Annotated in this window: 27 protein-coding genes and 1 pseudogene; 14 read left to right on the plus strand and 14 right to left on the minus strand. The window is 63.0% G+C overall.

Annotated elements, in window-relative coordinates; genetic code table 11:
* Positions 1 to 51: 51 nt before the first annotated feature.
* The 4 genes from X566_RS17990 to X566_RS18005 form a co-directional block, all read right to left on the minus strand.
* Positions 52 to 3,795: an ATP-binding protein gene (locus tag X566_RS17990; RefSeq protein ID WP_244434831.1), complete on the minus strand. Its 3,744-nt coding sequence runs from the start codon at positions 3,793 to 3,795 to the stop codon at positions 52 to 54.
* A 297-nt stretch (positions 3,796 to 4,092) separates the two neighbouring features.
* Positions 4,093 to 4,932, minus strand: a complete 840-nt coding sequence (locus X566_RS17995; RefSeq protein WP_034470135.1) for a DUF3883 domain-containing protein — start codon at positions 4,930 to 4,932, stop codon at positions 4,093 to 4,095.
* Positions 4,933 to 4,974: 42 nt separating this feature from the next.
* On the minus strand, positions 4,975 to 5,400 hold the full coding sequence (locus X566_RS18000; RefSeq protein WP_034470138.1) for a type II toxin-antitoxin system VapC family toxin: 426 nt from the start codon (positions 5,398 to 5,400) through the stop codon (positions 4,975 to 4,977).
* Positions 5,400 to 5,642: a type II toxin-antitoxin system Phd/YefM family antitoxin gene (locus tag X566_RS18005; protein WP_034470140.1), complete on the minus strand. Its 243-nt coding sequence runs from the start codon at positions 5,640 to 5,642 to the stop codon at positions 5,400 to 5,402. The genes X566_RS18000 and X566_RS18005 overlap by 1 nt, the downstream gene beginning before the upstream one ends.
* Positions 5,643 to 5,836: 194 nt before the next feature.
* Here X566_RS18005 and X566_RS18010 point away from each other — a divergent pair, with 194 nt between their 5' ends.
* On the plus strand, positions 5,837 to 6,343 hold the full coding sequence (locus X566_RS18010) for a hypothetical protein (RefSeq protein WP_152539965.1): 507 nt from the start codon (positions 5,837 to 5,839) through the stop codon (positions 6,341 to 6,343).
* An 892-nt stretch (positions 6,344 to 7,235) separates the two neighbouring features.
* Here X566_RS18010 and X566_RS18015 read toward each other — a convergent pair.
* A complete protein-coding gene (locus X566_RS18015) occupies positions 7,236 to 7,883 on the minus strand; it encodes a TetR/AcrR family transcriptional regulator (RefSeq protein ID WP_034470146.1) in 648 nt (215 codons plus the stop codon).
* Between the two features lie 232 nt (positions 7,884 to 8,115).
* On the opposite strand from X566_RS18015, the gene X566_RS18020 reads away from it, so the two are divergent.
* The 4 genes and pseudogenes from X566_RS18020 to rpiB all read left to right on the plus strand — a co-directional run bounded on the left by X566_RS18020 (position 8,116) and on the right by rpiB (position 11,238).
* Positions 8,116 to 9,009 carry an NAD(P)/FAD-dependent oxidoreductase gene (locus X566_RS18020; RefSeq protein WP_034472293.1) on the plus strand — a complete coding sequence of 298 codons (894 nt, stop codon included), beginning with the start codon at positions 8,116 to 8,118 and terminating at the stop codon, positions 9,007 to 9,009.
* 21 nt (positions 9,010 to 9,030) lie between these two features.
* Positions 9,031 to 9,504 carry an isoprenylcysteine carboxylmethyltransferase family protein gene (locus X566_RS18025; RefSeq protein ID WP_034472295.1) on the plus strand — a complete coding sequence of 158 codons (474 nt, stop codon included), beginning with the start codon at positions 9,031 to 9,033 and terminating at the stop codon, positions 9,502 to 9,504.
* 443 nt (positions 9,505 to 9,947) lie between these two features.
* Positions 9,948 to 10,748, plus strand: coding sequence for an endonuclease/exonuclease/phosphatase family protein (locus tag X566_RS18030; protein WP_034472297.1), 801 nt, complete (start codon positions 9,948 to 9,950; stop codon positions 10,746 to 10,748).
* Positions 10,749 to 10,786: 38 nt separating this feature from the next.
* Positions 10,787 to 11,238 (plus strand): annotated as a pseudogene (rpiB, locus tag X566_RS18035) (ribose 5-phosphate isomerase B).
* A gap of 203 nt (positions 11,239 to 11,441) precedes the next feature.
* On the opposite strand, the gene X566_RS25365 reads toward rpiB, so the two are convergent.
* From X566_RS25365 to X566_RS18050, 4 genes are all read right to left on the minus strand, one after another.
* Positions 11,442 to 11,606 (minus strand): hypothetical protein, encoded by a 165-nt coding sequence (locus tag X566_RS25365; protein ID WP_244434832.1) that lies wholly within the window; start codon positions 11,604 to 11,606, stop codon positions 11,442 to 11,444.
* Complete coding sequence (locus tag X566_RS18040) at positions 11,603 to 12,592, minus strand: hypothetical protein (protein WP_244434833.1); 990 nt, start codon at positions 12,590 to 12,592, stop codon at positions 11,603 to 11,605. Before X566_RS18040 ends, X566_RS25365 begins: the two co-directional genes overlap by 4 nt.
* 127 nt (positions 12,593 to 12,719) lie before the next feature.
* Positions 12,720 to 13,355, minus strand: a complete 636-nt coding sequence (locus X566_RS18045) for a PQQ-binding-like beta-propeller repeat protein (RefSeq protein WP_034470149.1) — start codon at positions 13,353 to 13,355, stop codon at positions 12,720 to 12,722.
* Between the two features lie 36 nt (positions 13,356 to 13,391).
* Positions 13,392 to 14,612, minus strand: coding sequence for a hypothetical protein (locus tag X566_RS18050; protein WP_034470151.1), 1,221 nt, complete (start codon positions 14,610 to 14,612; stop codon positions 13,392 to 13,394).
* A gap of 122 nt (positions 14,613 to 14,734) precedes the next feature.
* Between X566_RS18050 and X566_RS18055 the strand changes: the two genes are divergently transcribed.
* The 3 genes from X566_RS18055 to X566_RS18065 are packed head-to-tail and all read left to right on the plus strand — an operon-like array spanning position 14,735 to position 16,314.
* The gene (locus X566_RS18055; RefSeq protein ID WP_034470154.1) at positions 14,735 to 15,508 is read left to right on the plus strand and encodes a DUF899 domain-containing protein; all 774 of its coding nucleotides are present in this window, start codon (positions 14,735 to 14,737) and stop codon (positions 15,506 to 15,508) included.
* Positions 15,509 to 15,514: 6 nt separating this feature from the next.
* A complete protein-coding gene (locus X566_RS18060; RefSeq protein WP_244434834.1) occupies positions 15,515 to 15,820 on the plus strand; it encodes a hypothetical protein in 306 nt (101 codons plus the stop codon).
* 14 nt (positions 15,821 to 15,834) lie between these two features.
* On the plus strand, positions 15,835 to 16,314 hold the full coding sequence (locus X566_RS18065; protein WP_034470156.1) for a GNAT family N-acetyltransferase: 480 nt from the start codon (positions 15,835 to 15,837) through the stop codon (positions 16,312 to 16,314).
* A 35-nt stretch (positions 16,315 to 16,349) separates the two neighbouring features.
* On the opposite strand, the gene X566_RS18070 is transcribed toward X566_RS18065, so the two are convergent.
* Positions 16,350 to 16,754, minus strand: a complete 405-nt coding sequence (locus X566_RS18070) for a GFA family protein (protein ID WP_034470158.1) — start codon at positions 16,752 to 16,754, stop codon at positions 16,350 to 16,352.
* 88 nt (positions 16,755 to 16,842) lie between these two features.
* Here X566_RS18070 and X566_RS18075 point away from each other — a divergent pair, with 88 nt between their 5' ends.
* On the plus strand, positions 16,843 to 17,562 hold the full coding sequence (locus tag X566_RS18075; protein ID WP_051444319.1) for a YafY family protein: 720 nt from the start codon (positions 16,843 to 16,845) through the stop codon (positions 17,560 to 17,562).
* Between the two features lie 85 nt (positions 17,563 to 17,647).
* Here X566_RS18075 and X566_RS18080 read toward each other — a convergent pair whose 3' ends face one another.
* Both X566_RS18080 and X566_RS18085 read right to left on the minus strand, forming a co-directional pair.
* Positions 17,648 to 18,136, minus strand: a complete 489-nt coding sequence (locus tag X566_RS18080) for an SRPBCC family protein (RefSeq protein ID WP_034470161.1) — start codon at positions 18,134 to 18,136, stop codon at positions 17,648 to 17,650.
* Positions 18,133 to 18,495 (minus strand): helix-turn-helix transcriptional regulator, encoded by a 363-nt coding sequence (locus X566_RS18085; protein WP_034472305.1) that lies wholly within the window; start codon positions 18,493 to 18,495, stop codon positions 18,133 to 18,135. Before X566_RS18085 ends, X566_RS18080 begins: the two co-directional genes overlap by 4 nt.
* A 145-nt stretch (positions 18,496 to 18,640) precedes the next feature.
* On the opposite strand from X566_RS18085, the gene X566_RS18090 reads away from it, so the two are divergent.
* Entirely contained in the window at positions 18,641 to 19,228 is a 588-nt protein-coding gene (locus X566_RS18090) for a 2'-5' RNA ligase family protein (RefSeq protein WP_081740452.1), read from the plus strand.
* Positions 19,229 to 19,253: 25 nt separating this feature from the next.
* Here the strand turns inward: X566_RS18090 and X566_RS18095 are convergent, their stop codons facing one another.
* Entirely contained in the window at positions 19,254 to 19,622 is a 369-nt protein-coding gene (locus X566_RS18095; RefSeq protein ID WP_034470164.1) for a helix-turn-helix transcriptional regulator, read from the minus strand.
* A 280-nt stretch (positions 19,623 to 19,902) separates the two neighbouring features.
* Here X566_RS18095 and X566_RS18100 point away from each other — a divergent pair, with 280 nt between their 5' ends.
* From X566_RS18100 to X566_RS18115, 4 genes are all read left to right on the plus strand, one after another.
* Entirely contained in the window at positions 19,903 to 20,265 is a 363-nt protein-coding gene (locus X566_RS18100) for an ArsC family reductase (RefSeq protein WP_034470167.1), read from the plus strand.
* 345 nt (positions 20,266 to 20,610) lie between these two features.
* On the plus strand, positions 20,611 to 21,288 hold the full coding sequence (locus X566_RS18105) for a CoA transferase subunit A (RefSeq protein ID WP_034470169.1): 678 nt from the start codon (positions 20,611 to 20,613) through the stop codon (positions 21,286 to 21,288).
* Complete coding sequence (locus tag X566_RS18110) at positions 21,289 to 21,978, plus strand: 3-oxoacid CoA-transferase subunit B (protein ID WP_051444322.1); 690 nt, start codon at positions 21,289 to 21,291, stop codon at positions 21,976 to 21,978.
* 24 nt (positions 21,979 to 22,002) lie between these two features.
* Complete coding sequence (locus X566_RS18115) at positions 22,003 to 22,803, plus strand: SDR family oxidoreductase (protein ID WP_034470172.1); 801 nt, start codon at positions 22,003 to 22,005, stop codon at positions 22,801 to 22,803.
* Positions 22,804 to 22,917: 114 nt separating this feature from the next.
* Here X566_RS18115 and X566_RS24800 read toward each other — a convergent pair whose 3' ends face one another.
* Positions 22,918 to 23,826, minus strand: a complete 909-nt coding sequence (locus X566_RS24800; protein WP_152539968.1) for a hypothetical protein — start codon at positions 23,824 to 23,826, stop codon at positions 22,918 to 22,920.
* Between the last annotated feature and the right edge of the window lie 69 nt (positions 23,827 to 23,895).

Here is a 23,895-nt window from a genome sequence, read left to right on the forward strand (position 1 = left end):
GACAAGTTCGCCATGCGTTTCGCCGAAGCGCCGGGCCAGTTCGACATAGGTCTAGGCGGCATAGACGCGGACTTCCCAATTGCCCCAGCTAAGGCTTGCATCCTCGTCCTTCTGCCTGGGTTCGGGAAAGCGGCTGGCCCACAAGCGCTCGAGAATGCCCAGCAACTCGTCCAGCGACGGCAGGCCCTCGGTGCCGGGCACATAAGCGTCGGCATCGACGATGCGCTCGACGGCATTGCTTATATGCCCCCAGACGGGCTGCTCGACCTTTTCGTGAAGTGCGGCCGCATTGGCGTCGTACATGCCGATCGTCGCGAGCGTTGCCGTCCACAAGGCGCCAAGCGCAGCCGCGTTGCTGGCTGGGGGTGTCGTCTGCACGAGGTCGTAGAGCGCCTCGGACTGCGACAGCATCTGCGCGTCCACTCCTTCCTCGGTATCGACGCCTTCGCCGGCGAGCAGGCGGCGCGTTACTCCGCGCGACGATCCCCAGCAGATCGACCCCGAGCGTGTCGGCGGATTGCCGGCCAGCTCGTTCGCTGCGACCAGTTCCTCGCGCAGCGCACGCATGGGATCGGTCGCGATCGCGTCGGCATCGATCAGCGACAGGAAGCGGCTTAGTGTGCGGCGCCACCAGCGCTGCTCGGCCTCGTCGGTAAACAGATCGGGCCGCAGCGCTTCGGCCTCGAATGCCGCCCGCTCGGAACGCGGACGCGACGGATAGACCGCGGCCAGAAGGCGGACCGCGTCGCGGACGATGTCGCCATGGGCCAGGATCGTGATGTTGCATGCGAACGGCCACAGCAGGTCTGCGACCTCGCCGACGCGCTCGGCGCCGACGCCGAGGATCCGCGTCCATACTGCCGGCCCGGCATAGCCCGCCGCCGCCGCACCGACCGTCTCGGCAAAGGCGGCGGGCGAGCAGCCGCGCAGATGCGCGACGAACTGTGCGAGCACATCGTCGTCCTGCGTGCCGTGACGTTCTTCGGTGTCGTCCCAGGCTCTATACTCATGATCGTGGCCGAGCAGATCGAACGGCGCGCGGCCCGGCACGACGACTTGTTCGCGATCGTCGCCCAAGGGCATCGCGCGATTGGTATCACCGAGCGATGCCTCGACGATCGCGCGCGTGCCGAGTGGCACCGACAACTCAAGGAGGCGCGTGACCTGCCGGCCCAGATTGTAGCGGCAGTGACGGTAATCCTGACTGCGGTTGGACGAGAGTGGCATGATCCGGCTTGCCTGCCCGCCCATGAACGAGGTGCTGTTATCGGTGATGTCGCGCGAGTAAAGGACGCTGTAGATCTCGATTGCGAAATCGGCGTCGGCTCGCGCGATCGGCATGATCTGTTCGGAAAGCCAGGTCGCTTCCTTGTCGGCATAGGCTGAGAAATGCGGATCGCGCAGCATGCGGTCGAGCAGCGCGCGAGATGCCGCGGGATCGGAGGCGAAGCTCTTGCCGACGAAGCGGATGGCGTTGGTCGCGGTCTGCTGCATGGGCGGCTCGGTGGCCCAGGCAAAGGCGAGCAGCGCCCGTGCCGCGCGGCCGAAGACATCGAGCAGCTCCGCCTCAGCAAGGTCACCCTTGTCGAATAGTGTGTGGAGCAGGAACCGCGTCGCGTCTGAAAGGTCGCGCGAACCGGTCGCGATCGCTGCATCGGCGACCCGTGCCCAAGCGACCGCCTCGCTCGCCACAACGCTGCCGGCTGTGTCGACCGCAAGCCCGACAAAGCGGGCCAGTCGCGAAAGCATCGTCGCCAGCGCTTCCTCACTCGGGCGGGCTGCAATCAATGCGACCAAGCCCGCGACGTCGGCGGACGTTGCAACGCGCTCGATCGCGGTGCGCAGCGCGACATTGGCAAGCACTGGATCGACCGCCGGGTCAGCGTAGATATCGGCGACGAGCTGCCAGACCTGCGCCTTGCCGTCGGTGTCTTGGCGCCATAGCCGCTCGATCGCGAAGCGCAGGGCCGGCGCCAGCATCAGCGCAATCGAGCTGTCGCCGCCGAGCTGGCCAATCAGTCGGACCGGGTCATCCCATTCGAGGAAAAAACGACCGGCGACATGGTCGAACAGAACATGATGAGCAAAGCTGACAAGATCGCCGGATTCCGTCAGAACGCCAGTCTGAATAACTGCGTCAAGCTGACTATGTTCAACCACGACCTTGCGCACCGCGAGCCTTCGCCGGGTCACCATCGCGCCGACCGTCATTGCCGTCGCCTGATGCAGGGCAGTGCTAGTGAGCCGGCGATCCTCATAGGCATCGATGAGGTCGGATTGCGTGGCAACCGTGCGGATGCTGTCGGGGCTGGCGCCATCGGCGAGCAATTGCGCTGCGAGCGAGAGGTTAAAGACGTTACGCAGCAGGTCGCGCAACTTGCCGGGTGCGGCGGCGAGCAAACTGCCGAGATCTGCTGCAGCGGCACCCACAGTGTCGAGATCTTTGTCTGCCAGCCGCGGCACCTGAAAATGCCGTACATTCGCCAAACCTGCGTCGGCGAAGGCCGGATCGGGCGGCGATCCCGGCATGGCGTCGCGGAACCGTCGCCCATTGCGCAGATCGAAGGTGCGGATTGACGCAATGACGGTCCAGTTCGTGCCAGACGCACTAAGGGTTTCGATCAGCTGGGCGAACACGCCTTCAGCCGGACCACCGCGCGCGGCATCGAGCGCATCGATGATGATCAGCTTGGCGCCTGAACCCGGCGCAGCATCCAGCACTTCGACCAGCGGGTGCTCTAGCCCCAGCTCCGACTGGAGATTTGCAGCGATGGCAACACCGGGGAAGCGGTCAACCGAGAGGAACACAACCGTATCGCCGACCGCGCGGCGCGCCTCGGCGAATGCGACCAGGGCACCGGTCTTGCCCGCGCCAGGTTCGCCGATGACGATGAGCGAGCCGGAATCAACCGCTGCGCTAAGGGGGCTATCGCTTACTCGCGCGATAGGTATGCCGCCGGCGATCGGCAGGCGCCTATGACCGGCGAGACGGTTTAGCTCGGCGTCAGTCGCCTCCGACAATCGCCCGAGATCGGTGGTATAGTCAGCCGCGCCCACGTCATTATGGCCGAGCCGGCGAAGCTCGCGCAGCAATCCGGCGCGATCCGCGGGCGCGCCGCTGCCGATCATGCCGCGGATAATGCCCTTCAGGTCGCGCAGCGGCGCCTCGCCGGCGGTTTCTGAACCGTAGAGCCTCGCGCCGAGCAGCCGCGATGCCTCACGCCAATTGTCCTCGCCCTCGTTCATCGAGAAACGCGAGACGCGGAACACGCGTGCCATCATTACCAGATCATCGTCGGTCGGTGGCGGCGCGGACATCGACGCCAATGCGGTTCGGGCGTGTGCCTCAAACAGATCGAGCGCCTCTCGCTCCTCCTTCGATCGTCCCGCCTTAGTGGTACTCCAGTGGCCACCCAGGTCGAAGGCACGGCAGCCGCGTTCGAGCGCATCGAGCGTGCGCGGCGCGTCCGCCGCGACAGCCAGTACCGCGCGCGCCTTCTTTGAATCGATCTCGACGCCGGCACTGCGTGCATCGACCATCAGCCGCGCAAGTTGACCGATGGTTTTGCCAAGCGGGCTCTTGGCGCTCTTTGCGAGGCCAGCACTAGTCTTGCTCTGCAGGTCGATGCGGCTGGCATCGTCCTGGTCCAGCCGGATGTCGTCGAGCCCGTCGCCGGTTTCGAGCTGGATCGTCGTCGGCAACGCCACATTGGCGAGACCGAAGTGTCCGCCGACCGGCATGCGCGCCAGCAGATGGGCGGCCAGCCAGGTCCCGACCTCGGCCTGGAAGGCCATCCCGGCTTCCGTCGCGCGCCCACCGGCGTTCATTCTAGATGTCGGTGGAGTTTCGCTAGCCAATTGCATCTCCCTAAAGACATGGCGTCGAAGATATTGTTGGAACTGACAACATCCGCAACGTTGTTGACTGCGGAGGGTCAGGGTTGCCACCTCCGACCACATTAGCTGCCACTTCGACACCGCGCCAGTTTCCGCCGCACAGCGTTATCTGAATGGACGTCTGCTTTCGGGAGGCAGGCGCTCGGCCCGGCACGTCGTCTATCGGGTATTTTCGCCCCCGCAAGGTGGCAGCCGCTACGGGAAGCTTGCCTGATAGCTGGTCGCCATCAGCGACACATGCGCTTCCAGCGGTGGACGCAGCTCGAACGCCTTTGGCTTCCGCGCAAAATTCCACAACCGCACCAGCCGCCAATCGCTGCGCCGCTCCTCGGCGACGGCCATCTCATTGCGCGTGATGTGAAACGGCGTGCGCTCCCAGCCATTGGTCGTCTTCACCTCGATCAGCCGATCGCGGCCGTCGGTGTCGAAGCTCAGGATGTCGAAGCCGGCACCATCGCCATCGACATGCGATACCCAGCGGATACGCTCAGCGAGATCGATCCGGCCGGCGGCGAGCAGACTGGCACGCTCATGGGCTAGGACGCGCTCTTCGCCCGCACGACCCAACGCGCGATTACGAGCATCGCGTTCGGCCACATCGTATTTCCGAGCGATGAACGTCATCTGCTCAAGTTCGCCGGGCGGCGGCGCATTGCTGTGCGTCGGTGGCGGGCCGATCCACAGCATCGCTTCTTCCCCAAGCGCTGACGGCAACGGCTCCATCGCCATCCGCGCGGCTGGTGCGAGCCAATCCGGATGACGCTGGAGCCAGCGCACCACCGCATCGACGAGCGAGGCCTGGAAATTGAAGGCCAGCTTGTAGCCTGGGATCCAGTCCTCACCGAGCCCCTTAAGTACGGCGCTGATGTTCTGATGCTTATATTCGATCGAGCCGCGTGGCCGATCGATCACCGCCTGCAGCAGGCGGGTATGCTCGGCCTTGCTGTAGGGCCGCCCGGCGATGTCATCGCCAAGCATCGCGAAATAATCCGCGACGATCGCATCGTTCTGCTCATCGGACCAGTCACCGGCCATGGCGACTCCCGAGCGGGCCAACCAAAATGGAAGAAGTCCGGATCATGCAAGCAACAGTGCCGGCACACCGAGCACCGGGCCGGCGTCGGCGAGCCGCTGGTCGAGCGTATGCACCGTGGCGCCATGCTCCGACGCGACAGCGAGATGCAGGGCGTCACCGGCGCGAAGTCCCAAGGTGTGCTGGTCGGCAAACCTTGCCGCCGCCCGAAACTGCCCACCTGTCACGGGCAGCACCGTGAAGCTCTCGGCGACCAGCTTGTTGAACATGGCAAGCGCCGCCGCGCGCTGCTCGAGGCTGATCTGCCCGGTCCGTAGCTTGATCGCCATCGCGGACGACATCTCGGTGACTGTCCAGTCGCTGATCAGAAGCTGCGCGGGGTCCTGCTCGGCCAGCCAGGCCTGAACGCGCGGCGTCATCGCTTCGTTGGAGAGCGCCGCGACGATCAGCGACGTGTCGAGATAGAGCATCAGTAGCGATCGCCATCCCGCATCGATCGCACGAGATTGGCAGCGCTCTGGGACTGTGGTGGCATCGCTGCCGTCAGCGACTGGAGCAGCGCGGCATCGATCGGTTTGCGCGGCCTGGCCACGGCGGTGAGCCGGGCGACCGGCTTGCCGCGACGGGTGATGTCGATCGAATCGCCCGCTTCGACCCGGTCGACCAGTTCGCTCAGATGGGCTTTGGCGTCCGCCAGATTGATTGCGTCCATGTCACGCTCCTGACCATGTAGATAGTCATATAGAGCAATCGGCCTGAGAATTCCAGCGCTGCCTCTTCAGGTCGCCCTTCTGGCGAACGCTCTTCGGGCCGGAGGCGGCGCAAAGCCATCCAGATTGCACGTTCGGAAGGCACGTCCTGATCGCTCGCCGGCACGATGCTCGCGAGCCTTTCAGGAGACGTAGCATGATACTCCAACAAACTTCCTGCCAAGTCGGCGATGTACGCAGCTGGATCAACGATGGGGCCTCGATCCCAGACTGGGTGCGGATACAGATGTCCGGCGAAATCGCATCCAACGGCACCTTTCTCATAGTTACACTGGTTGGCACGGCACGGGTGCATCCGGGCGATGTGGTGATTGAGCATCAGGGCCAACTCTGGTCGCGCTCACCCGACGAAGTCCCGCAACTGATCGATGGGTTCGGCGCAGAGGCTGCACTGCCGATTGCTGCCATCGGTCCTGGCAAGGACGCTCAGTTCGGCACGAAGAGCAAGGCCGGGAAGGGAAAAAGGCGCGGGGTTGAGCGGAAGATCGGATTCCGGCCGCCGATCGGAAAGATGCCCAGCATCGAATGGGTGCATACCGCCGATACGGCATCATCAGAACGCGCACGTGGCTTGGTCTTGGTCATGTCCATCCTCCAGTGTGGAGGAGCCCTGATGCAGGCCAGACTTTGCCCGTTCGCGTAGGCGCCGGAATCCGACGACGCTGACGGTACTTTTTGCCGCGATCCGAGTCCGGGCGTCAGAGCTGGAACAGCACGCAAAGAGCCGATAGTAGTCGATAGATGGCTGTGGAGATCGGCAGAAATTCCTCAACGATATCAGCAGTTTAGATTCCCGACGGGTCCTGAGCCGGTAGTATTTGAGTGCGAAAATATTTTCTTCAATGATTTCATATGGTTAATATGGACCAAAACAATCGAGTGGGAGTGAGGGACGCGGCGGTAACCGGCGGCCTTGGCGCAGAATTTCATAGAAAATACAATGATTTGCGGGTCGGGTAAGCTGCTACCTCGGGCGCATTGTCGACGAAAATGACAATCCTATTAAGCCATTGAAATGGTTATGGTTTTTAGGGTATCTCGCGCGGCGCGTCGCTTGTAGCGGGCCAATTTGACGGTACTTCTGACGGTGCTTTTCGTATTCGACAGGGCATTCTGAAAAGTACCGTCATGTGTTTTTAGGATCTGACGGTACTTTGCGGATCAACACGCTGAAGTATACGGCGAAAATTGCCCGCCGTATGACGTTTCTGCGCTGACGGTACTTTAGTTATCAACATAACATAGTTCCGGCTGTGACTGCGGACCGGTCGACGTTCCGACCCGATCGCATGTCAACGGATGGCACCTCGTATCACCTGTCAGATGTCGTCCCAACTGTTGCTGGATTTGCGATGGAGAGAAGTGTCGACCGCATCCAGGCGGGAGCTTGAACCGCGGTAGGTGCGAGCGCCTTTTTGTCGTGGGCGGAAAGATGAGGTGCCGCGATCTGTGCAAGCTCGGCCGCACGCGCCGGCCCAACATGGCGAAGCGCCTGGACCACGGTCCCGGCCAAGCTGTCCGGAGCAGTCAGATGCTTATCCGCCCGCGTGGTCGTTGCCACCGTGCGCGGCAATGAACATGGCGACGGCCGATCGGCAATAGGCTTCGATTTCGTTGTCGTCCTCTGCTCTCGCCTCATCGAAGCGTGCGATCATCAGGAGATCGGATCCTTTGAAAAGCGCGGCAAACAAGCGGGCGGACTGGTGAGGATCGGGCACCTTTAATACTGCCTTCGCATGCATCTGACGCAACAGGGCCTCGATTTGGGCGATAACATGGGCGGCGCCGGCCTCGTAAAGGAGTTTGCTTAGCGACTTTTGGTTCGTCTTGTCGGCCATGATCATGGCCTCGACACTGCGGACGTCCGGGCTCAGCAGCGCGCGAAGCAGGGATGCTCCCACCGCCATGAGCTGATCTTCGGCCGATCCCTCGACCCCTTCAACAAGGGCCAGAGGTGCAAACTGATGGCAATGGGCCGCGATGGCCGCGCCGAACAGTGCCTCCTTGTTCTCGAAGTGCCGATAGATGCTGAGCTTCGAGATTTTCGCTCGCTGGGCGACCTTGTCCAGGGTCGTCGCTTGAAAACCCAATTCCACAAAGAGTTCGCTCGCGGCGCCGACGATCGCTTGGCCAAGCGCTTGGTTTGGGGGCCGGCCGCGCCGGCCTTGGCGATTTTCGGTCACGAAAATTATGGTCCTTGACAGTATCGTAATTCGAGAATTACGATACCATGCAGTTTCTGAAATATGCAAGCGCGTGCGTCGGACGATCGCCGGACTGAAACACGAGAGAGCCATGCAACGACGAACCCTGCTGAAGCTGGCCGCTGTGCTTTCCGCCATCGGCATCGCCCGCACCCCGGCCACCGCCAGGTCCGGCCCATCCTCATCCATCCACAACAAGGAGCCTGTCACCATGGATGACGTCATCATCATCGGCGGCAGCTTTGCCGGTCTCGCCGCCGCGCTGCAGCTCGGCCGTGCCCGCCGCAAGGTCACCGTTCTCGATACCGGCCTGCCGCGCAATCGCTTCGCCGGCCATTCGCATGGTCTGCTCGGCCATGATCACAAACCACCGCTGGACATCCTGGCCGAGGCGCGGCAGCAGCTGAACCGCTACCCCACGATCAGGCTGGTCAATGCCCGGGCCGACAGCGTCTCCGGTGCCATCGACGATTTCTCCGTCCGCACGAGCGATGGCGAAAACCTTAAGGCGCGCCGCCTGATCCTGAGCTATGGCATCGTCGACCAGATGCCTGATGTTCCGGGCTTTGCCGAAGCCTGGGGCACCTCCATCGTGCCTTGTCCCTATTGCGACGGCTTTGAAGTCGCCGGCCAACATTGGGGCCTCGTCTGGTCCGGTCGGCAATCGCACAATCAGGCTAGGCTGTTCCACGATTGGACCGACAGGTTGACGCTCTTCGCTGATCGTCACGACATTCCGCCGGATATCCGGGCCGATCTCGCGCGTCGCAACATACCTGTCGTCGACGGCGGGATCGCCGGGATCGCCCGTCCCGGAGGCCATGGCGCCATCATCAAGCTCGATACCGGCCCCGATATCGCGGTCGACATCCTGTTCGCGCATCCGCGCAACAAGCCATCCGCAACTCTGCATGACTCACTGGGCCTCGCCACTGTCGATACGCCAACCGGCATCGCCCTCAAGGTCGACGAGCGCCGCGAGACCAGCATGCCCGGCATCTACGCCGCCGGCGACCTCGCCAACCCCGGAATGCCCTCGGTCACCACGGCATCATGGCAAGGCGCGATGGCGGGCATCTTCGCCCAGCAGTCGATGCTGGTTTGAGAGCACAGATTGGAGATGAACATGGCCGTCGAACCGGACAGCGCGGGTGTGCGCTTGCCTCCGCCCTTCATCTATCTGGGAGCGCTACTGTTGGGGCTGGCGGCGGAGCGGTTCGTCACCCTGCGCTCTTTCGGCATCGACTGGCGGTTGCTGATCGCGGCAGGCGCGCTGCTGTTCGTTGCCGGCGCGGCGGTGATGCTTGCGGCGGCGGGGCTGTTCCGGCGGTTGGGCACCAACGTTGGGCCGTCGCAGCCAACGACCCTCATCGCAACGACCGGTCCTTATCGGTGGACCCGCAATCCCATGTATCTCGGCATGGCGCTCATCTATGGGGGCGTCGCGATCGGCTTCGACGGGCCGATCGCCTTCGCTTTGCTCCCGTTGGTGCTGATCGCAATCCAGACGCAGGTGATCGCCCGCGAGGAGCGCTATCTCGAAGCGAAGTTCGGCGACGAATACCTCCGCTACAAGACCGAGGTTCGCCGCTGGCTCTGACTATTCCGCCGCTACCGCCTGCGGGGCCTCCGCTTCCTGAGGGACGTCTTTGGCCGATCAGTGGGTCTGGAAAGGCGATCGGCTTCGATAGATGCCGAAACCGCATAAAAATTTTCGTGCGAATTTTTCTTTTGAAATCAAAACTGTAACGGTTTTGACGGCCCATGGGCCGGCTTTCTGTGCGACAACGAAAAAACCTATATATGTCAATGTCTTACCTAAATTTAGCGCAATCGAGGGAGTGAGGGGAGCAGTTTCGGTCGGAGCGGCGGAACGTTGCGCGGGCATGCGGTGCTGGTCGATTTCTGAATGGCCCTACCGTATGGCCGGTTAATCAGCGCGCCACGGCCAAAAGCTCCCGAGCCGCAAGAGGCGAGAGCCGTTCGTTCGAGCTCAATGCGAAATCCGCTGGCCGCCACCGGCCACATCCCATGAGGTTGACGGTGCAGATCATGTGCTTGAACGGCTGGGGCGGCGCTCTGTTCGAAGCCGTTCAGGCTTATCTCCAACAGGTGCGTCCGGACGTCCTGTGCCTCCAGGAGGTTGTTCACAGTCCGGCTTCGAACAAGCCCTGGCTGACTTATCGCGACGGAGACCATAAGCTTCCACAACGCGCCAACTTTTTCCGTGACGTGTGCGAGGTCCTCCCGGATCATGCAGCGTACTTCTTCCCGGCAGCTCAAGGTGTGCTTTGGGACGAGGACAAAGCCATTCCATCCCAATGGGGGCTGGCGACCTTCGTGCGGTCGGACCTTCCGATCATCGGCAAGGCGCAAGGTTTCGTGCACAAAAACTTCTCCGCGCACGGCTATGGGGATCATCCGCGGTCGCGGAACGCTCATGTCTTCAAGCTCTACGATATCGAGCGCGATAAACCGATCGTGATCGCTCACATGCACGGGCTGCGAGATCTCGCCGGAAAAATGGATACTCCCGAGCGGCTGGCTCAGGCTGAGCGGTTCGTTCACCTGATTCAGAAGGTTGCCGATGCGGATGACCCGCTCGTCGTCTGCGGCGATTTCAACATCGAACCTTCGAGCCGGATGTTTGAGGTTTTCGCGAGGATCGGCCTGCGCGATCTCGTCACCGGACGGGGGTTCACGGACACCCGCACCTCGCATTATCGCAAATCCGGACGCTACGCTGACTACATGTTGGTGAACGACCGGGTCGATGTTCTGGGATTCGATGTGGTGGAGCAGCCCGAGGTGTCGGATCACCGTCCGCTGCTGCTCACCCTGTAAGTTTGCCAACGTGATTTGGGTGAGGAGATGACTTTTCCATGACAGCCAGCAACCGCATCGTTCTCTCCAGCGACCACGCCGCCATTCCGCTCCGGCAGGTTCTTGCCGCGCATATTGCGGCACGCGGCTGGTGGTCGTCGATATCGGGCCGACGACGCCGGAGAGCACGCACTATCCTCAGCACGGTGAAGCGGCGGCGAGGCTCGTCGCCTCCGGCGATTGCCGCTTTGGCGTCATTCTATGCGGCACCGGCCAGGGCATCACGATGGCGGCGAACAAGATCAAGGGTATTCGTTGCGGTGTCTGCGCTGACACATTTTCCGCCCGCATGATCCGCCAGCACAACGATGCCAACATGCTGTCGCTTGGCGCGCGCGTGGTGGGTGAAGGACTGGCACTCGATATTGTGGATGCGTTCCTGACCGCCCAGTTCGAGGGCGGCCGGCATGCCGCGCGGGTGGAGATGATCGGGGCGGGAGGGATAGCATGATCCAGACCGGAACGGCCGCGTCAGCGCAAAGCGTGCAGCGGCTTTTCGGAAAGGCTGGTCCTCGCGGCCGGCCCGAGGATCACGCTTCAACAATGTGTTGAAGCGCGAGATAATTCACCTCAATCTCATCGCTTTAGCGCCACTCCTTGCTTCTTCGTTTGGAGAAGAAGATGGCTTCACGCAAAGGCCGCCGCCAGGCTGTGCTACTCCGTCTCGATCTTAAGCTGCATCGCACCGTTGTAGCCGTACACCTCGTGCAGGATGGTCAAAAGCTCGGCGGCGATGGCTGCATTGGTGAACGTGTCGCCGGGATAGCTCTTCCAGTAGTTGGGCGCGCGGCCGGGATCGGCGTAGCCTGCGCCCTTCAATTTCGCGAGCCGTTCGGCGTCAGGACGCTGGCAAGCGCCGGCCAGCTCTCTGCAGATTGCGCCTCGCAGTAGACCGCCAGCGGTGCAGTTTCCGGGGCGCATTGCACGTATCCGATACCGGCATCGAAGACGACGAAGATGCGGCGCGTTGCATTGACGCGCAGCCGCTGGATTTCGGCAGCAGCCCGCTGACCATACACGGCGACCACATCTGCCGCGGATTTGGCGATCTGCGGCGTCGTTTCGGTTGATTTGTAGAAGCACGCGTGGATTGCGGTTGCTTGCATCGAGGGCGCGTCACTCACCATCCCTGCGAGATTTTGCGTGAACCCGTTGCGTGGCGGGCAGGGCACGTCGGCCACCCAGTGCGTGTTGACCTCCACGCTCGCGCCGTCGGCATCATAGACCTCCGTCAACGTCCGTAAGATATGAGCCGTCATCTCTGCGGTGGGCATATCCGCCGGAAATGCACGCGCGTAATTGCCGAAGCTCGGATCGAGGGTCCACCCCAGCGCCGTCAGCCCTGTCAGCTTGTCACCGCGCAACACACTCGCGAGCGAGGGCTGCATGACGGTGCCGGCTGCTTCGCAACGCATTTCCCGGCTCGGCAGGCGACGGCACTGCACGTACTTGTTGCCGTCCCAGAAGGTCGCGTAGCCAACCTTGCCTGGCCGGACCAAGGTCGTGATATTCTGCAACGCCTCGTCGATCCGGCCCGGCGGGGTTTGCGTAAAGCCGCTGGTGCTGAAAGAGATAAACGTCGCAACTATCGCCACGACAATCATTGCAGCCAACCCTACGCGCCGCAATCCTGGCAGCCCCATTGCAATCCCCCATAGTGCTCGAAATACATGTATTCGCCTGACCTTCTTCGTCAGGCCTCCGAAAAGAACATAATGAGAACATTTGGCCAGATGCCTGTCAAGGCTGATGCGGCCTTTGCTCGGGCATGTTGGCGCAAGCGATCGCGTGGGGGCCGTCGGCATGACGTGGCCGTGCTGTTGCCGCTGAAGTCAGGCACGAACGGCCTTGCCAGCATGTATTTTCGAGGATGCGCGGCCATCCGTTGAAGGCGCGATGGCCTTGCATCCCGGTCCAGGCGGATGTCGCCAGTCAGCGCTTCGGCTTGCGCACGACGCGTACTTTGCCGCTGTTGCCGCCGCCGCAAAAGAACTGGTCGGTGCCGTTCGACTCGAGGCCGGATACGCCGGCACCGGGCGGCATGTCGAGCCGTTCGAGCACGTCGCCGGTGTGCGGGTCGATGCGCCGCACATCGCTTTCATCGCCTTCCCAGGTGCCGTGCCAGAGTTCGCCATCGATCCAGGTGACGCCGGTGACGTAGCGGCTGCAGGGGATGGTGCGCAGGATGTTGCCGGTATCGGGATCGATCTGATGGATCTTCCGCTCGCGATATTGACCGACCCAGAGCGTGCCTTCAGCCCATGCGAGGCCTGAATCGCCGCCGCCACCCGGCGCCGGGATGGTAGCAAGCACGCGGCCGGTTTTCGGGTCGATTTTCTGGATCCGTTCTTCGGCGATCTGGAACAGATGGCGGCCGTCGAAGGCCGTGCCTGCATGCGCGGCGACTTCGATCGCGCGTACCGTCTTTCCGCTCGCCGGATCGAGGGCATTGAGCCGGTCTCCGGACGCGAACCAAACGTGCTGGCCATCGAACGTTACGCCATGCACCTGATCGGAGCTTGGAAAGGGACCGTATTCTTGGATGATATCGGCTGCTGATCGTTTCATAGAGGGCATCCCTGTTGTCTGTTGCCTGAAACGATCCTAGCCACCCGGCAGCGGTGCAGGGAGTAACAATGCGGACGTGAATCCAGGCACCGGCGGGGTCATCCATCGCCGTGCGCGCCCACGGCCGAAGGGTTGCACCTTGCCTGCCGCGGCGAGCTGATCGAGTGCGCGTTGCACAGTGCGCTGGCTGGCGCCGAGAGCGAGCGCCAGCGCCGAGCTCGACCATGACTCTCCGTCCGCAAGAAAGGCGAGCACCGCCGCGTGCTCGTCCTCGACAGGCCGCGCCAGCACGACCACCTCGCGGACCCGTCGCGGCACCAGGATGAATCCCTGCTTGGTGGCGCTGACACCGGCGAGCGGCCGCAGCACCGCGCGCAGGCGTCCGATCTCGACCCGCAGCCGGGCGCGGTGCGACTCGTCGGCATGCTTGGCGCGGAATGTGCGCGCGAGCAGCGCCTCGCGTGAGATGTCGTCGGGCCAGGATTCCGCCAGCGCGCGAGCGAGCGCAAACAGCACCGGCCGCCGCGCAAGCGGGATCATCGTGCCTCCATTGCGGACGGCATGGCGGCAGGCGTCGATGATCAGCGCGTTGGACGCCAGCAGCGTTTCGACATCCCCAAGCAGCAGCAATCGTTCGCGGCGCTTTGCGATCAGACGGGCGGCGGGCGTGTTCAGGGCGAGGGTTGCGGTATCGATCTCCGCGCTCAGCGCGGGAATCCGGGCGTTGCGTGCCGCGCGCTGAGCCCGCGTCAGGGCTGCGCGAGCGGTCTTGGCCCGGAGGCGGCGGATCGCGATCCCCGCAACGATCAGCTCCTGCGCAGCCCTCAGCGCCGGCGGCAGGGATGCCGAAGCCACTCCGGCAAGCGCTTGCTCCGCCTCGTCGAGGCGTCCGATCAAAAGCAGCCGGCGAATCTCGAGATGCCGGGCATGGGCAGCGTTCAGCTGGTCGTCGTGCGCTTCGAGAGTCATGCGGGCCGCTTCGAGCATCTTGGCTGGCCAGTCCAGATCACGCGAGACCAGTGCAATTTCCGCTTCGGCAACGACGCATCTGGCGCGGGCGACGGCCTCCCTCGCGCCGAAGGCGCGGGCGGCCCGGCGCAGCAGCGCTCGCGCGCGCACCAAATCGCCGAGCTGCGCCATGGCGATGCCTCGCAGGGCCAGCGCCGGCGCGTCGTCGCGCAGCGCGACCCGCTTCAAGGCGCCGATCGGATCGCCTGCGGCGAGCGCGCGCGCAGCGGCCGTGATCATCGAGTCCATCGAAATCCCGTCACACTTGTCACTCTCGCCGGTCCGCAGGCCGGCGCTAGCCTGACCACATGACAGCACGTCACGTCGTATCGCGAACGAACGGCGAAGGCTACATGGCAAGGAGTGAAGGTATGAAACACACGACGGGAACACGAGAGCAGTGGTTGTCGGAACGGCTCGCGCTGCTCGATGCCGAGAAGGAACTGACGCGGCGCAGCGACGAGCTGGCGCGGCGCCGTCAGGCGCTGCCGTGGGTGCGAATCGACAAGCCATACCACTTCGATACCGAGGAGGGCAGCGTATCGCTGGCAGGCCTGTTCAAGGGGCGGTCGCAGTTGATCGTCTATCACTTCATGTTTGGGCCGGACTGGGCCGCGGGCTGTCCCTCATGCTCGATGATTGCGGACGGCTTCAACGGCTTCGCGGTGCATCTGGCCAATCACGACGTCATGCTGTGGGCGGTGTCGCGCGCCCCGCTCGAGAAACTGCAGGCTTACAAGCGGCGGATGGGATGGACGTTTCCCTGGGCATCGTCGGCGGGCAGCGATTTCAATCCCGACTTCAACGTCTGGTTCTCCGAGGAGCAGCAGCGCCAGGGCGCGATCGAATACAACTATCGGCGCGAGCCGGAACGCGAGTGGCGTGCCGGCCAGCCGGGCGGCGGCATAGAGGCCGAGGAGAAGCTCGCGGCCTCCTGCGGAACAGATGTCGCCGCCTACAGCCGTGATCGTCCGGGCATGAGTGCGTTCGTGCGCGAGGATGATGTCATCTACCATTGCTACTCGGCTTACGCGCGCGGTGTGGATGGCATTTGGGGCGCGTATGCCTGGCTCGATCGCGCTCCCAAGGGGCGCAACGAGGCAGGCATCTGGTGGCGCCGCCATGACGAGTACGGCAACGGGTGAGGGGCCATGCCATCTGCAAGCGCGCGGTCTGATGCGGCTGGGGCGGAAAGCCGCGACGTTGCCGTCCTGAAAACGGCAACGCGCTGGCTGCATCTCGCCGCCGCGCCGGCCTTCGCCGTCATGGCGGTGGCGACCTATGGCGGCGACCAGCCCGATCTGCTCTGCTCGAACGGACAGGATGCATCCATGTTGAACGGAATGATGACGATGTATGTGTTGATGAGCGCTTTCCACCTTGGTCCGTGGCTGAGGCTGATATCCGGCCGGGAACGCAATACTCGCGATCGCCGCACTGACATCAGACCGCGCTGAGGAGAGCGCAAGCCATGACGATTCCGATCGTCATTCGCCAGGCGGGTCCGACCGATCGCGCAGCGCTGAGCCAAGTGCTGCAGGAGACGTTCGAGAGCACCTGGCGCCCGAACATCTCAGTGGCTGCTGCAGAGGCGTATCTCCGTGCGGCGCACGGAGACACGTATGTCGCGCGGCATGGACTTGCCTTCTGGCTCGCCGAGCTTGCGGGCGAGGTCGCAGGGTTTGTGCATTGGGACGACGATTTCATCGAGGCGCTGCATGTCCGTCCGCGTTTCGCCCGCCGGGGGATCGGCGGGCGGCTGATGGATGTCGCCGAGCGAGCGATCGCGCGCGCCGGATTTCCTGCCGTGCGGCTGGAAACAGACACGTTCAATGAAGGAAGCCGTGCTTTCTATGCCGCTCGCGGTTACGCGGAGGCAGGCCGCTATCCCGATGAGGAATGGAATAGTGGTCTGACCACGATCCTGTTTGTGAAGCAGCTTGGCGAATAGCCCGAGCGTCGCTTCAAAAATGTTCGTCAGCGTGCTCACAGGTGCCTCGTTTCGTCGGGCTCGGACCACCAGTCGTTGTCGCGGCCGTTGAAGTATTTGAGCGGGGCCTCGATCAGCTCGTCCGGTTCGGCGTTGTCGAGGGTCGCCACCTGGATCGCGACATAGGCGCCGCCGATCTCGGGGATGTCGCCGCGTCCGAACGGGCGGACGCCGCAATGTTTGCAGAACAGGTGGTGCGCGCTCTTGGAGCCGAATTGATAATCGGCGAGGGCGTCTTCGTCCGTCAGCAGGCGGAAGGCGTCTGGCTTGACGATCGTCGCCCAGTTCCGGGTCTTCTTGCAGATCGAGCAGTTGCAGCGGCCGGTGCCGGTCGCGAGATCGATGTCCGCCTCGTAGCGGACCGCGCCGCAATGACAGCTACCCGTGTAAGTCTTCAGCATTGTTGGGTCCATGGTTTGTTCACTGTCGCCACCCTACTGAAGGACTGTTGCCACCATGCTGTCAGCATGCCACTGCTAGGGTCGCTTCATGAGACGCGCTGACCGCCTGTTCCAGATCATTCAAATTCTCCGCCGCTCCGGCCGGCCGGTGACGGCTGCCGCCATCGCCGAGGAGCTGGAGACTTCGAAACGCTCCGTCTATCGCGACATCGCCGCGCTGATCGGCCAGCGGCTGCCGATCCGCGGCGAAGCGGGCATCGGCTACGTGCTGGAGGGCGGCTTCGACCTGCCGCCGCTGATGCTGACATCGGACGAGATAGAGGCGGCGGTGCTCGGCGCGCAGTGGGTGGCGGGCCACGGCGACGTCGCGCTCGCCCGTGCCGCGCGCGACCTGATCGCGAAGATCGCGGTGGCGATCCCGGAGAATCTGCGGCCGCTGATTCTCGACGCGACGGCGCGTACGCCGCCGGGCTGGCGGATCCCGCCTGACGCGATCGACGTCGCGCAAGCGCGCGCCTGGGTGAAGGCCGGGCGCAAGATCGCCCTGGTCTATCGCGACAACCAAGACCGGGAGACCGAGCGAGTGATCTGGCCGACGGTGATCGCTTACTTTGACGCGTCGCGGCTGCTGGTCGGCTGGTGCGAACTGCGTCAGGAGTTTCGCTCCTTCCGCATGGACCGTATCCGGCGGGCCGACTTTCTCGACGAGCGCTATCCGGTCAGGCCAGCGGTGCTCCGCGCAAAATGGTTCGCGAACTGGTCGGGTAAGGAAGGCGCAAGCGAACAGTGGCAGCGGTTTTCTGAATAGTCCGTCGTGCTCCGACCGCGCGTTGCTCTCGTGCAACCGGCGAGGTGACGCCGGTTGCCGAAAGCGGTGCTGCAAGCGTATCCGTTCAGGCGCGTCCTTGCTCCTGCTTGAGGATGGCCACCATCTGATCGACCACCGTACCCCAGCCATCGTAGAAGCCCATCTGCTCGTGGTTCTTACGCGTCTCCTCGTTGCCGTGGATCGCGATTGCGGTGTAGCGCGTGCCTGAGCCCTTCGGCTCCAGATGGAGCACGGCCGTAAAGAATGGCTTCGGCGAAGGGCGGTAACCTGGCAGCAGGGTGTCGGTGAACACCAGCCGCTCGTTCGGAACGATCTCCAAGTAGCAGCCGAGGTTTGGAAACTCCTGGCCTTCCGGCGAGCGCATCACCGTCGAGAAGATACCGCCGGGACGCAGATCGATCTCGCAGTGGGTGGTGATCCACGGCTTCGGGCAGAACCACTGTTTCAGGTGTTCCGGTGTGGTCCACGCCTTCCAGATGAGTTCGCGCGGCACGTCGATCTCCCGCTCCAGCACGAGGTCCAGCTTCGGGTCGATCTTGAAGGGGAGGGTCATGGTTGTTCCTTTTCCTTGAGTTCGAGGAGGTAGGCGTCGAGCTGATCGAGGCGGCGTTCCCAGAACCGGCGCTGCCGGGTCAGCCAGTCCTCGGCGAGCTTCAGTTGCTCGGCTGCGAGCGCGTAGGTGCGGACACGGCCGGTCTTGGTCGAACGGACGAGGCCGCTGCTTTCCAGGATCTTCAGGTGCTGCAGGAAGGACGGCAGCGCCATTTCGAATGGGGCGGCGAGCTCGCTGACAGACGCCGAACTCTGACTCAGCCGCTCCAGCACATGGCGCCGGGTCGGATCGGACAGAGCGCGGAACACGCCGTCGATCTGCTGCGGGTTGGGGGCGGATGCGCTGGCTTGCGGCGTCACGATGATCAGCTCCTGAGTGCAGCGCTTATCCATCAAATCAATACTTAGGTCAATACCTAAGTATTGAGAGGACGCGAAAGGTTCAGCTCCGTCTTTGCGTGACAATTTTGTTCATGGTATGTTCTTTTGGAGGATGGCTGTATTCATGCGTAATTCGCCGCTGCAATTGCCTTTGGCCTTTGAGCATCCGCTCGCTGACGATTTCGTATTCTTCGCGCTGCTGCCGCCGCGCGAGAGCTGTCCGGCGATCATCGAACTCGCGAAGCGCTGTCGTGCCGATCTCGGTTTGCGGGGCGCGGTATTCGCGCCGGACCGATTTCACGTTTCGCTGCATGGTTTCGGTCCCTATTCCGGCCTGCCGGGTGACGTCGTCGCCATGGCCAGAACCGCGGCGGCTTCGATCTCGGCTCCGGTCTTTGACGTGGTGTTCGATCGGGCCGTGAGTTTCTGGACCAAGCGGCCGAGGCGTCCGTTCGTCTTACGCGCCGGTGGTGATGTGGTTGCGCTGAGTGCGTTCCATCGCACATTGGGACTGGCCCTGACGCGCAGCGGGCTTTCGCGGGTGAACTCCCACTTCACGCCGCACATGACGCTTCTATACGACCGGGTGCTGGTACCCGAGCACGAAATCGAAACGATGCGATGGACCGTGCGGGAGTTCGTTCTGATCCACAGCCTGCAAGGGCAGACGCGCTACATTGAACTTGGCCGCTGGCCGCTGCAGGACTGCTGATGGGTGCGTGCGGCGATTGCGGGGTTCAGCGTTTCGGTTTGCGCGGCGCGCGCTTCGGTGCGGCAGGCCTTGCGGCGTCTTCGCCGAGCATCAGTTCGAGCCGGTCGAGGCTTGCATTCCAGAACGCGCTGTAGCGTTCAAGCCATTGGTTGGCTTCCTGCAGCCGGGCGGCTTCGATTTTGCAGGGACGCTTCTGCGCCTCGCGGCTGCGCGAGATCAGGCCCGCATGTTCGAGCACCTTGAGGTGTTTCGAGATCGCCGGCTGGCTCATCGCGAACGGTTGGGCGAGTTCGCTCACCGACGCTTCGCCCGAGGCGAGGCGGGCGATGATGGCGCGCCGCGTCGGGTCGGCGAGGGCGGCGAAGGTCAGGTCGAGGCGCTCGGACGGAGTCATGGAAGCTGAGCCTTTTATATAACCGTAAAGTTATCTAAGAAGCCGCTCTTTGACTGTCAAGCTGTCGCGATTGGTTCGTGCTGGGGCGGCAAGGTGCCTGTGGACAGAACGGCGGTGTAAATCGAGCGGAGCGGATCACATCCCAAACGCCACGCCGTTATATGCTGCTGAAGGTTCGTTGATTCCGCCATGTGCAGGTCGGCTTGCTGCGCCAGATGTCCCATGTTGGAAGCAAACCACGAGCTCAGCGCGACATCATCGCGCAACAGGAAACGATGGCATGACGACGATCTACGGCATCAAGAACTGCGATACGATGAAGAAGGCACGTGCCTGGCTCGACAGCCATCGCGTGGCCTACGACTTCCACGACTACAAGACCGCCGGCATCGACAAAAAGCGGCTGGAGAACTGGGTCAAGCAGCTTGGCTGGGAGGCGCTCTTGAACCGCGCTGGCACCACCTTCCGCAAACTGTCTGATGCGCAGAAGGAAGGGCTCACCGCGACGAAGGCGATCGCGCTGATGTTGGAACAACCGTCGATGATCAAGCGTCCGGTGCTCGATCTTGGCGGCAAGCTGCTGGTCGGTTTCAAGCCCGAACTTTACAAGGCCGAAGTCGACGTCCGAAAAGCCAAGGCGTGATGAAGCCCTGCATGCGAGCGATGCATCGGCGCGCGCAACGGCGTTTCGTGCCGTCAGGCGGCAAGAGAAGTGCCTGGTTGTCGCAGTAGTCCTTTGCGCGGAACGCGGCTTGTCTTGTGCCGATGGAGTGCAATGTCCTAATGTCTTTTCGCGACACGCCTCGTGACCGGCCGACCGGCTGGAGCTCTCAACGGCGAATGAAAAACAACTGAGCGTGCGCTCCGCAAAAGTGTGAACCGGTTTTGCGATCAGAGCGCGATGCGAAAAACGACGCGGGAGCCTCGTCCCTACGCTGACCGGATTCACTGAGCGGGACGCGGCTCGACGCCAAAGGCTTGGAGAACTATGCCTATCAATAAACATGTCGGCTCCGCGCAAGAAGCGCTGGCGGATGTCCGCGACGGTTCGACCGTGATGATTTCGGGTTTCGGCGGCGCCGGATTTCCGAACGTCTTGATCCGCGAACTGGTCAAGCGCGCGCCGAAGAACTTGACGCTGGTGGTGAACTCGGCGACCCATCGGTTGTCGTTCACCCATGAGCTGATCGAGGCAGGCCTCGTGCGCAAGGTGATCTGCAGCGCCGCGCGCGGTCCGGGCAAGGAGCTGTCGCCGTTCGAGAAGCTCTGGAAGGAAGGCAAGATCGAGTTGCAGTGCCTGCCACAAGGCACCTTCGCAGAAGCGATTCGCGCTGGCGGCGCTGGCATTCCGGCGTTCTTCACGCCGGTCGGCGTCGGCACCGACCTGACGAAAGGCAAGGAGGTGCGCGTATTCGGGGATCGTGAATACGTGCTGGAGCAGGCGATCACCGCCGACCTCGCTATCATCCGAGCGGACACCGCCGACACTTATGGCAACCTCACCTTCCGTTTCGCGCAGATGAACTTCGGCGCGGCGATGGCGACTGCGGCGAAGCTGACGGTCGCGGAGGTGCGTGAATTCCGCAGCGAGCCAACGCCGCACGAGCGCGTGCAGCTCCCGGGTGTTTATGTGGATCGTGTTTTCGTTGCGCCGGAGGCCAAGTAAATGAAGCCGCTCAATCGTAGCCAGATGGCATGGCGCGCTGCGCAGGACATCACCGACGGATCGCTCGTCAATCTCGGTCTCGGCCTGCCGGTCTCGGTCGCCGATTACGTTCCGGCCGGACTCGACGTGTTCTTCCAGTCAGAGAACGGCGTCATCGGCGTCGGCCCGCTTGCTTCGCCGGAGGCTGCCGACAGTGACCTCGTCGATGCGGGCAGCCGGCAGATCACGTTGCGGCGGGGTGCTGCGATCGTCGATTCGCCGTGGTCGTTCTCGATGATCCGCGGCGGCCATATCGACGTGACGGTGCTCGGCGCGTTCGAGGTAGCGGCGAATGGCGACCTCGCTAACTGGGACATGAAGATCCCGAACAAAGGACCGCTGGTCGGCGGCGCGATGGATCTTGCCGCAGCCGCGAAGTCTGTGTGGGTCATCATGGAGCACAACACGCGCTCCGGCGGTGCCCGCATCGTCAAGAAGTGTACGCTGCCGCTGACGGCCCAGCGCTGCGTCAAGCGCATCTATACCGATCTGGCGGTAATGGAGATCAATGCGTCCGGCGTGCTGGTGCGCGAGATTGCCGAAGGGCTGTCCCGCGACGAGCTGCAGGCGCGCACCGACGCTCCGCTGACCTTCGCCGCGGACTGCAAGGTGCTAAGCGCCCCGCCGCTTGCCGAAGTTGCTGCCGCATAACCCCGTCAATCCTGGAGGAACGTCATGGAAATTTCTCTCGCAGGCCGTACGGCCATCGTCACCGGCGGCAGCAAGGGACTTGGCTATGCGATCGCGACGCGGTTCGTGAACTCGGGCGCAGATGTGATGATCTGCGCCCGCGGCCGCGAGGCGCTCGACGCGGCGGTGGCATCGATCGCCGCAGGTGCCGCGTCCACTAAGGGCGGCAATGCGCGCGGCAAGATCGCAGGTGTCGCTGGCGACGTGTCGAAGGCTGACGAGGTGAAGCGCATCTATGACGAGGCGATGAAGACCTTCGGCAAGGTCGACATCCTGGTCAACAATGCGGGCGTCTCGCGCGCCGGGGCGTTCGAGACGCTCACCGACGAGCGCATGCAGGAGGATCTCGACCAGAAACTGTTTGCAGCGATCCGCATGACACGGCTGGTCTGGCCGCAGATGAAGGAGCGGCGATGGGGCCGCGTCATCAACGTGCTCAATATCGGCGCCAAGGCACCGCGGGCGGCCAGCGCGCCGACCTCGGTGACGCGGGCCGCCGGCATGGCGCTGACGAAGGTGCTGGCAGGCGAGGGCGCGCCGCATAACGTGCTGGTCAATGCCTTGTTGGTGGGTATCATCGAGGCGGATCAGCATGTGCAGTCGGCCAAGCGCGCCAACATCCCGATCGACGAGTACATGGCGCAGCGCGCGAAGACGATCCCGCTCGGCCGGCCCGGCAAGGCGGAGGAATTCGCCAACATCGCCTGCTTCCTGGCATCCGAGCAGGGCGGGTTCATCGCCGGCACTGCCACCAACGTCGATGGTGGCATGTCGTCGGTCGTCTGAACCGGCGACACGACGCTGCTACGTGCCAGATAATGATAGCGAAGGCCCGATCCGGTGATGCCGGCTCGGGCCTTTCGCGTGTCCAGCTTGCGTTGGTTGCCTGCGTCGTTTTGATCACATGTCGATCACGTTGTCGTCGCCGCCGCGTCGCGGCGGCATCCGATGCACGAGATCGCGGTCGATTACCGCGCGCAGGGTGTATTGCGGATCGTGATCGGCCGGTCGCATCAGGTCCTTGTTGACGAAGCGGCCTTCCGACGAGATCGATTTCAGCGATGCGATCATGTTGATGACCCTGCCTGCTTCGCCGAACGGCAGGAGCAGACGCTCATAGTCGACGCGGCGGCCTTCGATGTCGTCGACATTGAAGATCGTATAGATCGGCAGACGGGTCGCGATGCAGGTTTGATAGATCGGCTCCAGATAGAACCACACGGCAGGGTCGATCGTCTCCTGGAGCACGCGGTCGATTCCTGAGACGCCGTAGGAGTCGATCAGTCGGTCGCCTTCATGGGTGATGCGATAATGCGGCACGCCGTCGACCGTCTCGACATCATAGAACACCAGCTCGGGCATCTCATCTTCGATCCGGGCGGGCAGGAATGCATTGCGAACCGGAAGCTGCTGCGTCCGCATATAGAGACGAATCCACTCGTTCAGAAAATCACGCTGACGAATCGATCGCACGATAGATGGCGTGGCACTTTCAAAATGCATGATGACAAAACCATTTGAGCGACGCGAAGGCCGCTTTGAAATGACTGAAAGATGAGAGCAGCTGTGCTTAGTCGATTCAGTTGACGATGGACAGAAGTCAGGCCGAGAAAATTGATCGAGTGCGGCGAGGCCATTCGCCGCGACAAACGCGCGGAACCGTGCCCGTGCGTACTCTGCGGCGGCGACGGCTGGCGCATGCGACCGGCATTCGCAGTCAATTCGGCGGGATGCACGCAGGGCTGCCGGAAGCCTGATCCCCGTCGCTTGAGGCCGTCGCCACAAGGACAGGCATTCGCCCGATTTCATGCACCAAACGATTGTTTTTGCGTGATGAAACGCTCAGGGCGGAACCGTCTACCACTAATGGAGGACGAC

Source organism: Afipia sp. P52-10 (genome assembly GCF_000516555.1).
Classification (GTDB): Bacteria; Pseudomonadota; Alphaproteobacteria; order Rhizobiales; family Xanthobacteraceae; genus P52-10.

Excerpts from the sequence above, each read along its gene's own strand:
- X566_RS17990 (WP_244434831.1), bottom strand. The coding sequence starts at position 3,795 with ATGGCCTTCCAGGCCGAGGTCGGGACCTGGCTGGCCGCCCATCTGCTG.
- X566_RS17995 (WP_034470135.1), bottom strand. The coding sequence starts at position 4,932 with ATGGCCGGTGACTGGTCCGATGAGCAGAACGATGCGATCGTCGCGGAT.
- X566_RS18000 (WP_034470138.1), bottom strand. The coding sequence starts at position 5,400 with ATGCTCTATCTCGACACGTCGCTGATCGTCGCGGCGCTCTCCAACGAA.
- X566_RS18005 (WP_034470140.1), bottom strand. The coding sequence starts at position 5,642 with ATGGACGCAATCAATCTGGCGGACGCCAAAGCCCATCTGAGCGAACTG.
- X566_RS18010 (WP_152539965.1), top strand. The coding sequence starts at position 5,837 with ATGATACTCCAACAAACTTCCTGCCAAGTCGGCGATGTACGCAGCTGG.
- X566_RS18020 (WP_034472293.1), top strand. The coding sequence starts at position 8,116 with ATGGATGACGTCATCATCATCGGCGGCAGCTTTGCCGGTCTCGCCGCC.
- X566_RS18025 (WP_034472295.1), top strand. The coding sequence starts at position 9,031 with ATGGCCGTCGAACCGGACAGCGCGGGTGTGCGCTTGCCTCCGCCCTTC.
- X566_RS18040 (WP_244434833.1), bottom strand. The coding sequence starts at position 12,592 with ATGCCGACGGCCCCCACGCGATCGCTTGCGCCAACATGCCCGAGCAAA.
- X566_RS18045 (WP_034470149.1), bottom strand. The coding sequence starts at position 13,355 with ATGAAACGATCAGCAGCCGATATCATCCAAGAATACGGTCCCTTTCCA.
- X566_RS18050 (WP_034470151.1), bottom strand. The coding sequence starts at position 14,612 with ATGGACTCGATGATCACGGCCGCTGCGCGCGCGCTCGCCGCAGGCGAT.
- X566_RS18055 (WP_034470154.1), top strand. The coding sequence starts at position 14,735 with ATGAAACACACGACGGGAACACGAGAGCAGTGGTTGTCGGAACGGCTC.
- X566_RS18060 (WP_244434834.1), top strand. The coding sequence starts at position 15,515 with ATGCCATCTGCAAGCGCGCGGTCTGATGCGGCTGGGGCGGAAAGCCGC.
- X566_RS18065 (WP_034470156.1), top strand. The coding sequence starts at position 15,835 with ATGACGATTCCGATCGTCATTCGCCAGGCGGGTCCGACCGATCGCGCA.
- X566_RS18070 (WP_034470158.1), bottom strand. The coding sequence starts at position 16,754 with ATGCTGAAGACTTACACGGGTAGCTGTCATTGCGGCGCGGTCCGCTAC.
- X566_RS18075 (WP_051444319.1), top strand. The coding sequence starts at position 16,843 with ATGAGACGCGCTGACCGCCTGTTCCAGATCATTCAAATTCTCCGCCGC.
- X566_RS18080 (WP_034470161.1), bottom strand. The coding sequence starts at position 18,136 with ATGACCCTCCCCTTCAAGATCGACCCGAAGCTGGACCTCGTGCTGGAG.
- X566_RS18090 (WP_081740452.1), top strand. The coding sequence starts at position 18,641 with ATGCGTAATTCGCCGCTGCAATTGCCTTTGGCCTTTGAGCATCCGCTC.
- X566_RS18095 (WP_034470164.1), bottom strand. The coding sequence starts at position 19,622 with ATGACTCCGTCCGAGCGCCTCGACCTGACCTTCGCCGCCCTCGCCGAC.
- X566_RS18100 (WP_034470167.1), top strand. The coding sequence starts at position 19,903 with ATGACGACGATCTACGGCATCAAGAACTGCGATACGATGAAGAAGGCA.
- X566_RS18105 (WP_034470169.1), top strand. The coding sequence starts at position 20,611 with ATGCCTATCAATAAACATGTCGGCTCCGCGCAAGAAGCGCTGGCGGAT.
- X566_RS18110 (WP_051444322.1), top strand. The coding sequence starts at position 21,289 with ATGAAGCCGCTCAATCGTAGCCAGATGGCATGGCGCGCTGCGCAGGAC.
- X566_RS18115 (WP_034470172.1), top strand. The coding sequence starts at position 22,003 with ATGGAAATTTCTCTCGCAGGCCGTACGGCCATCGTCACCGGCGGCAGC.
- X566_RS24800 (WP_152539968.1), bottom strand. The coding sequence starts at position 23,826 with ATGAAATCGGGCGAATGCCTGTCCTTGTGGCGACGGCCTCAAGCGACG.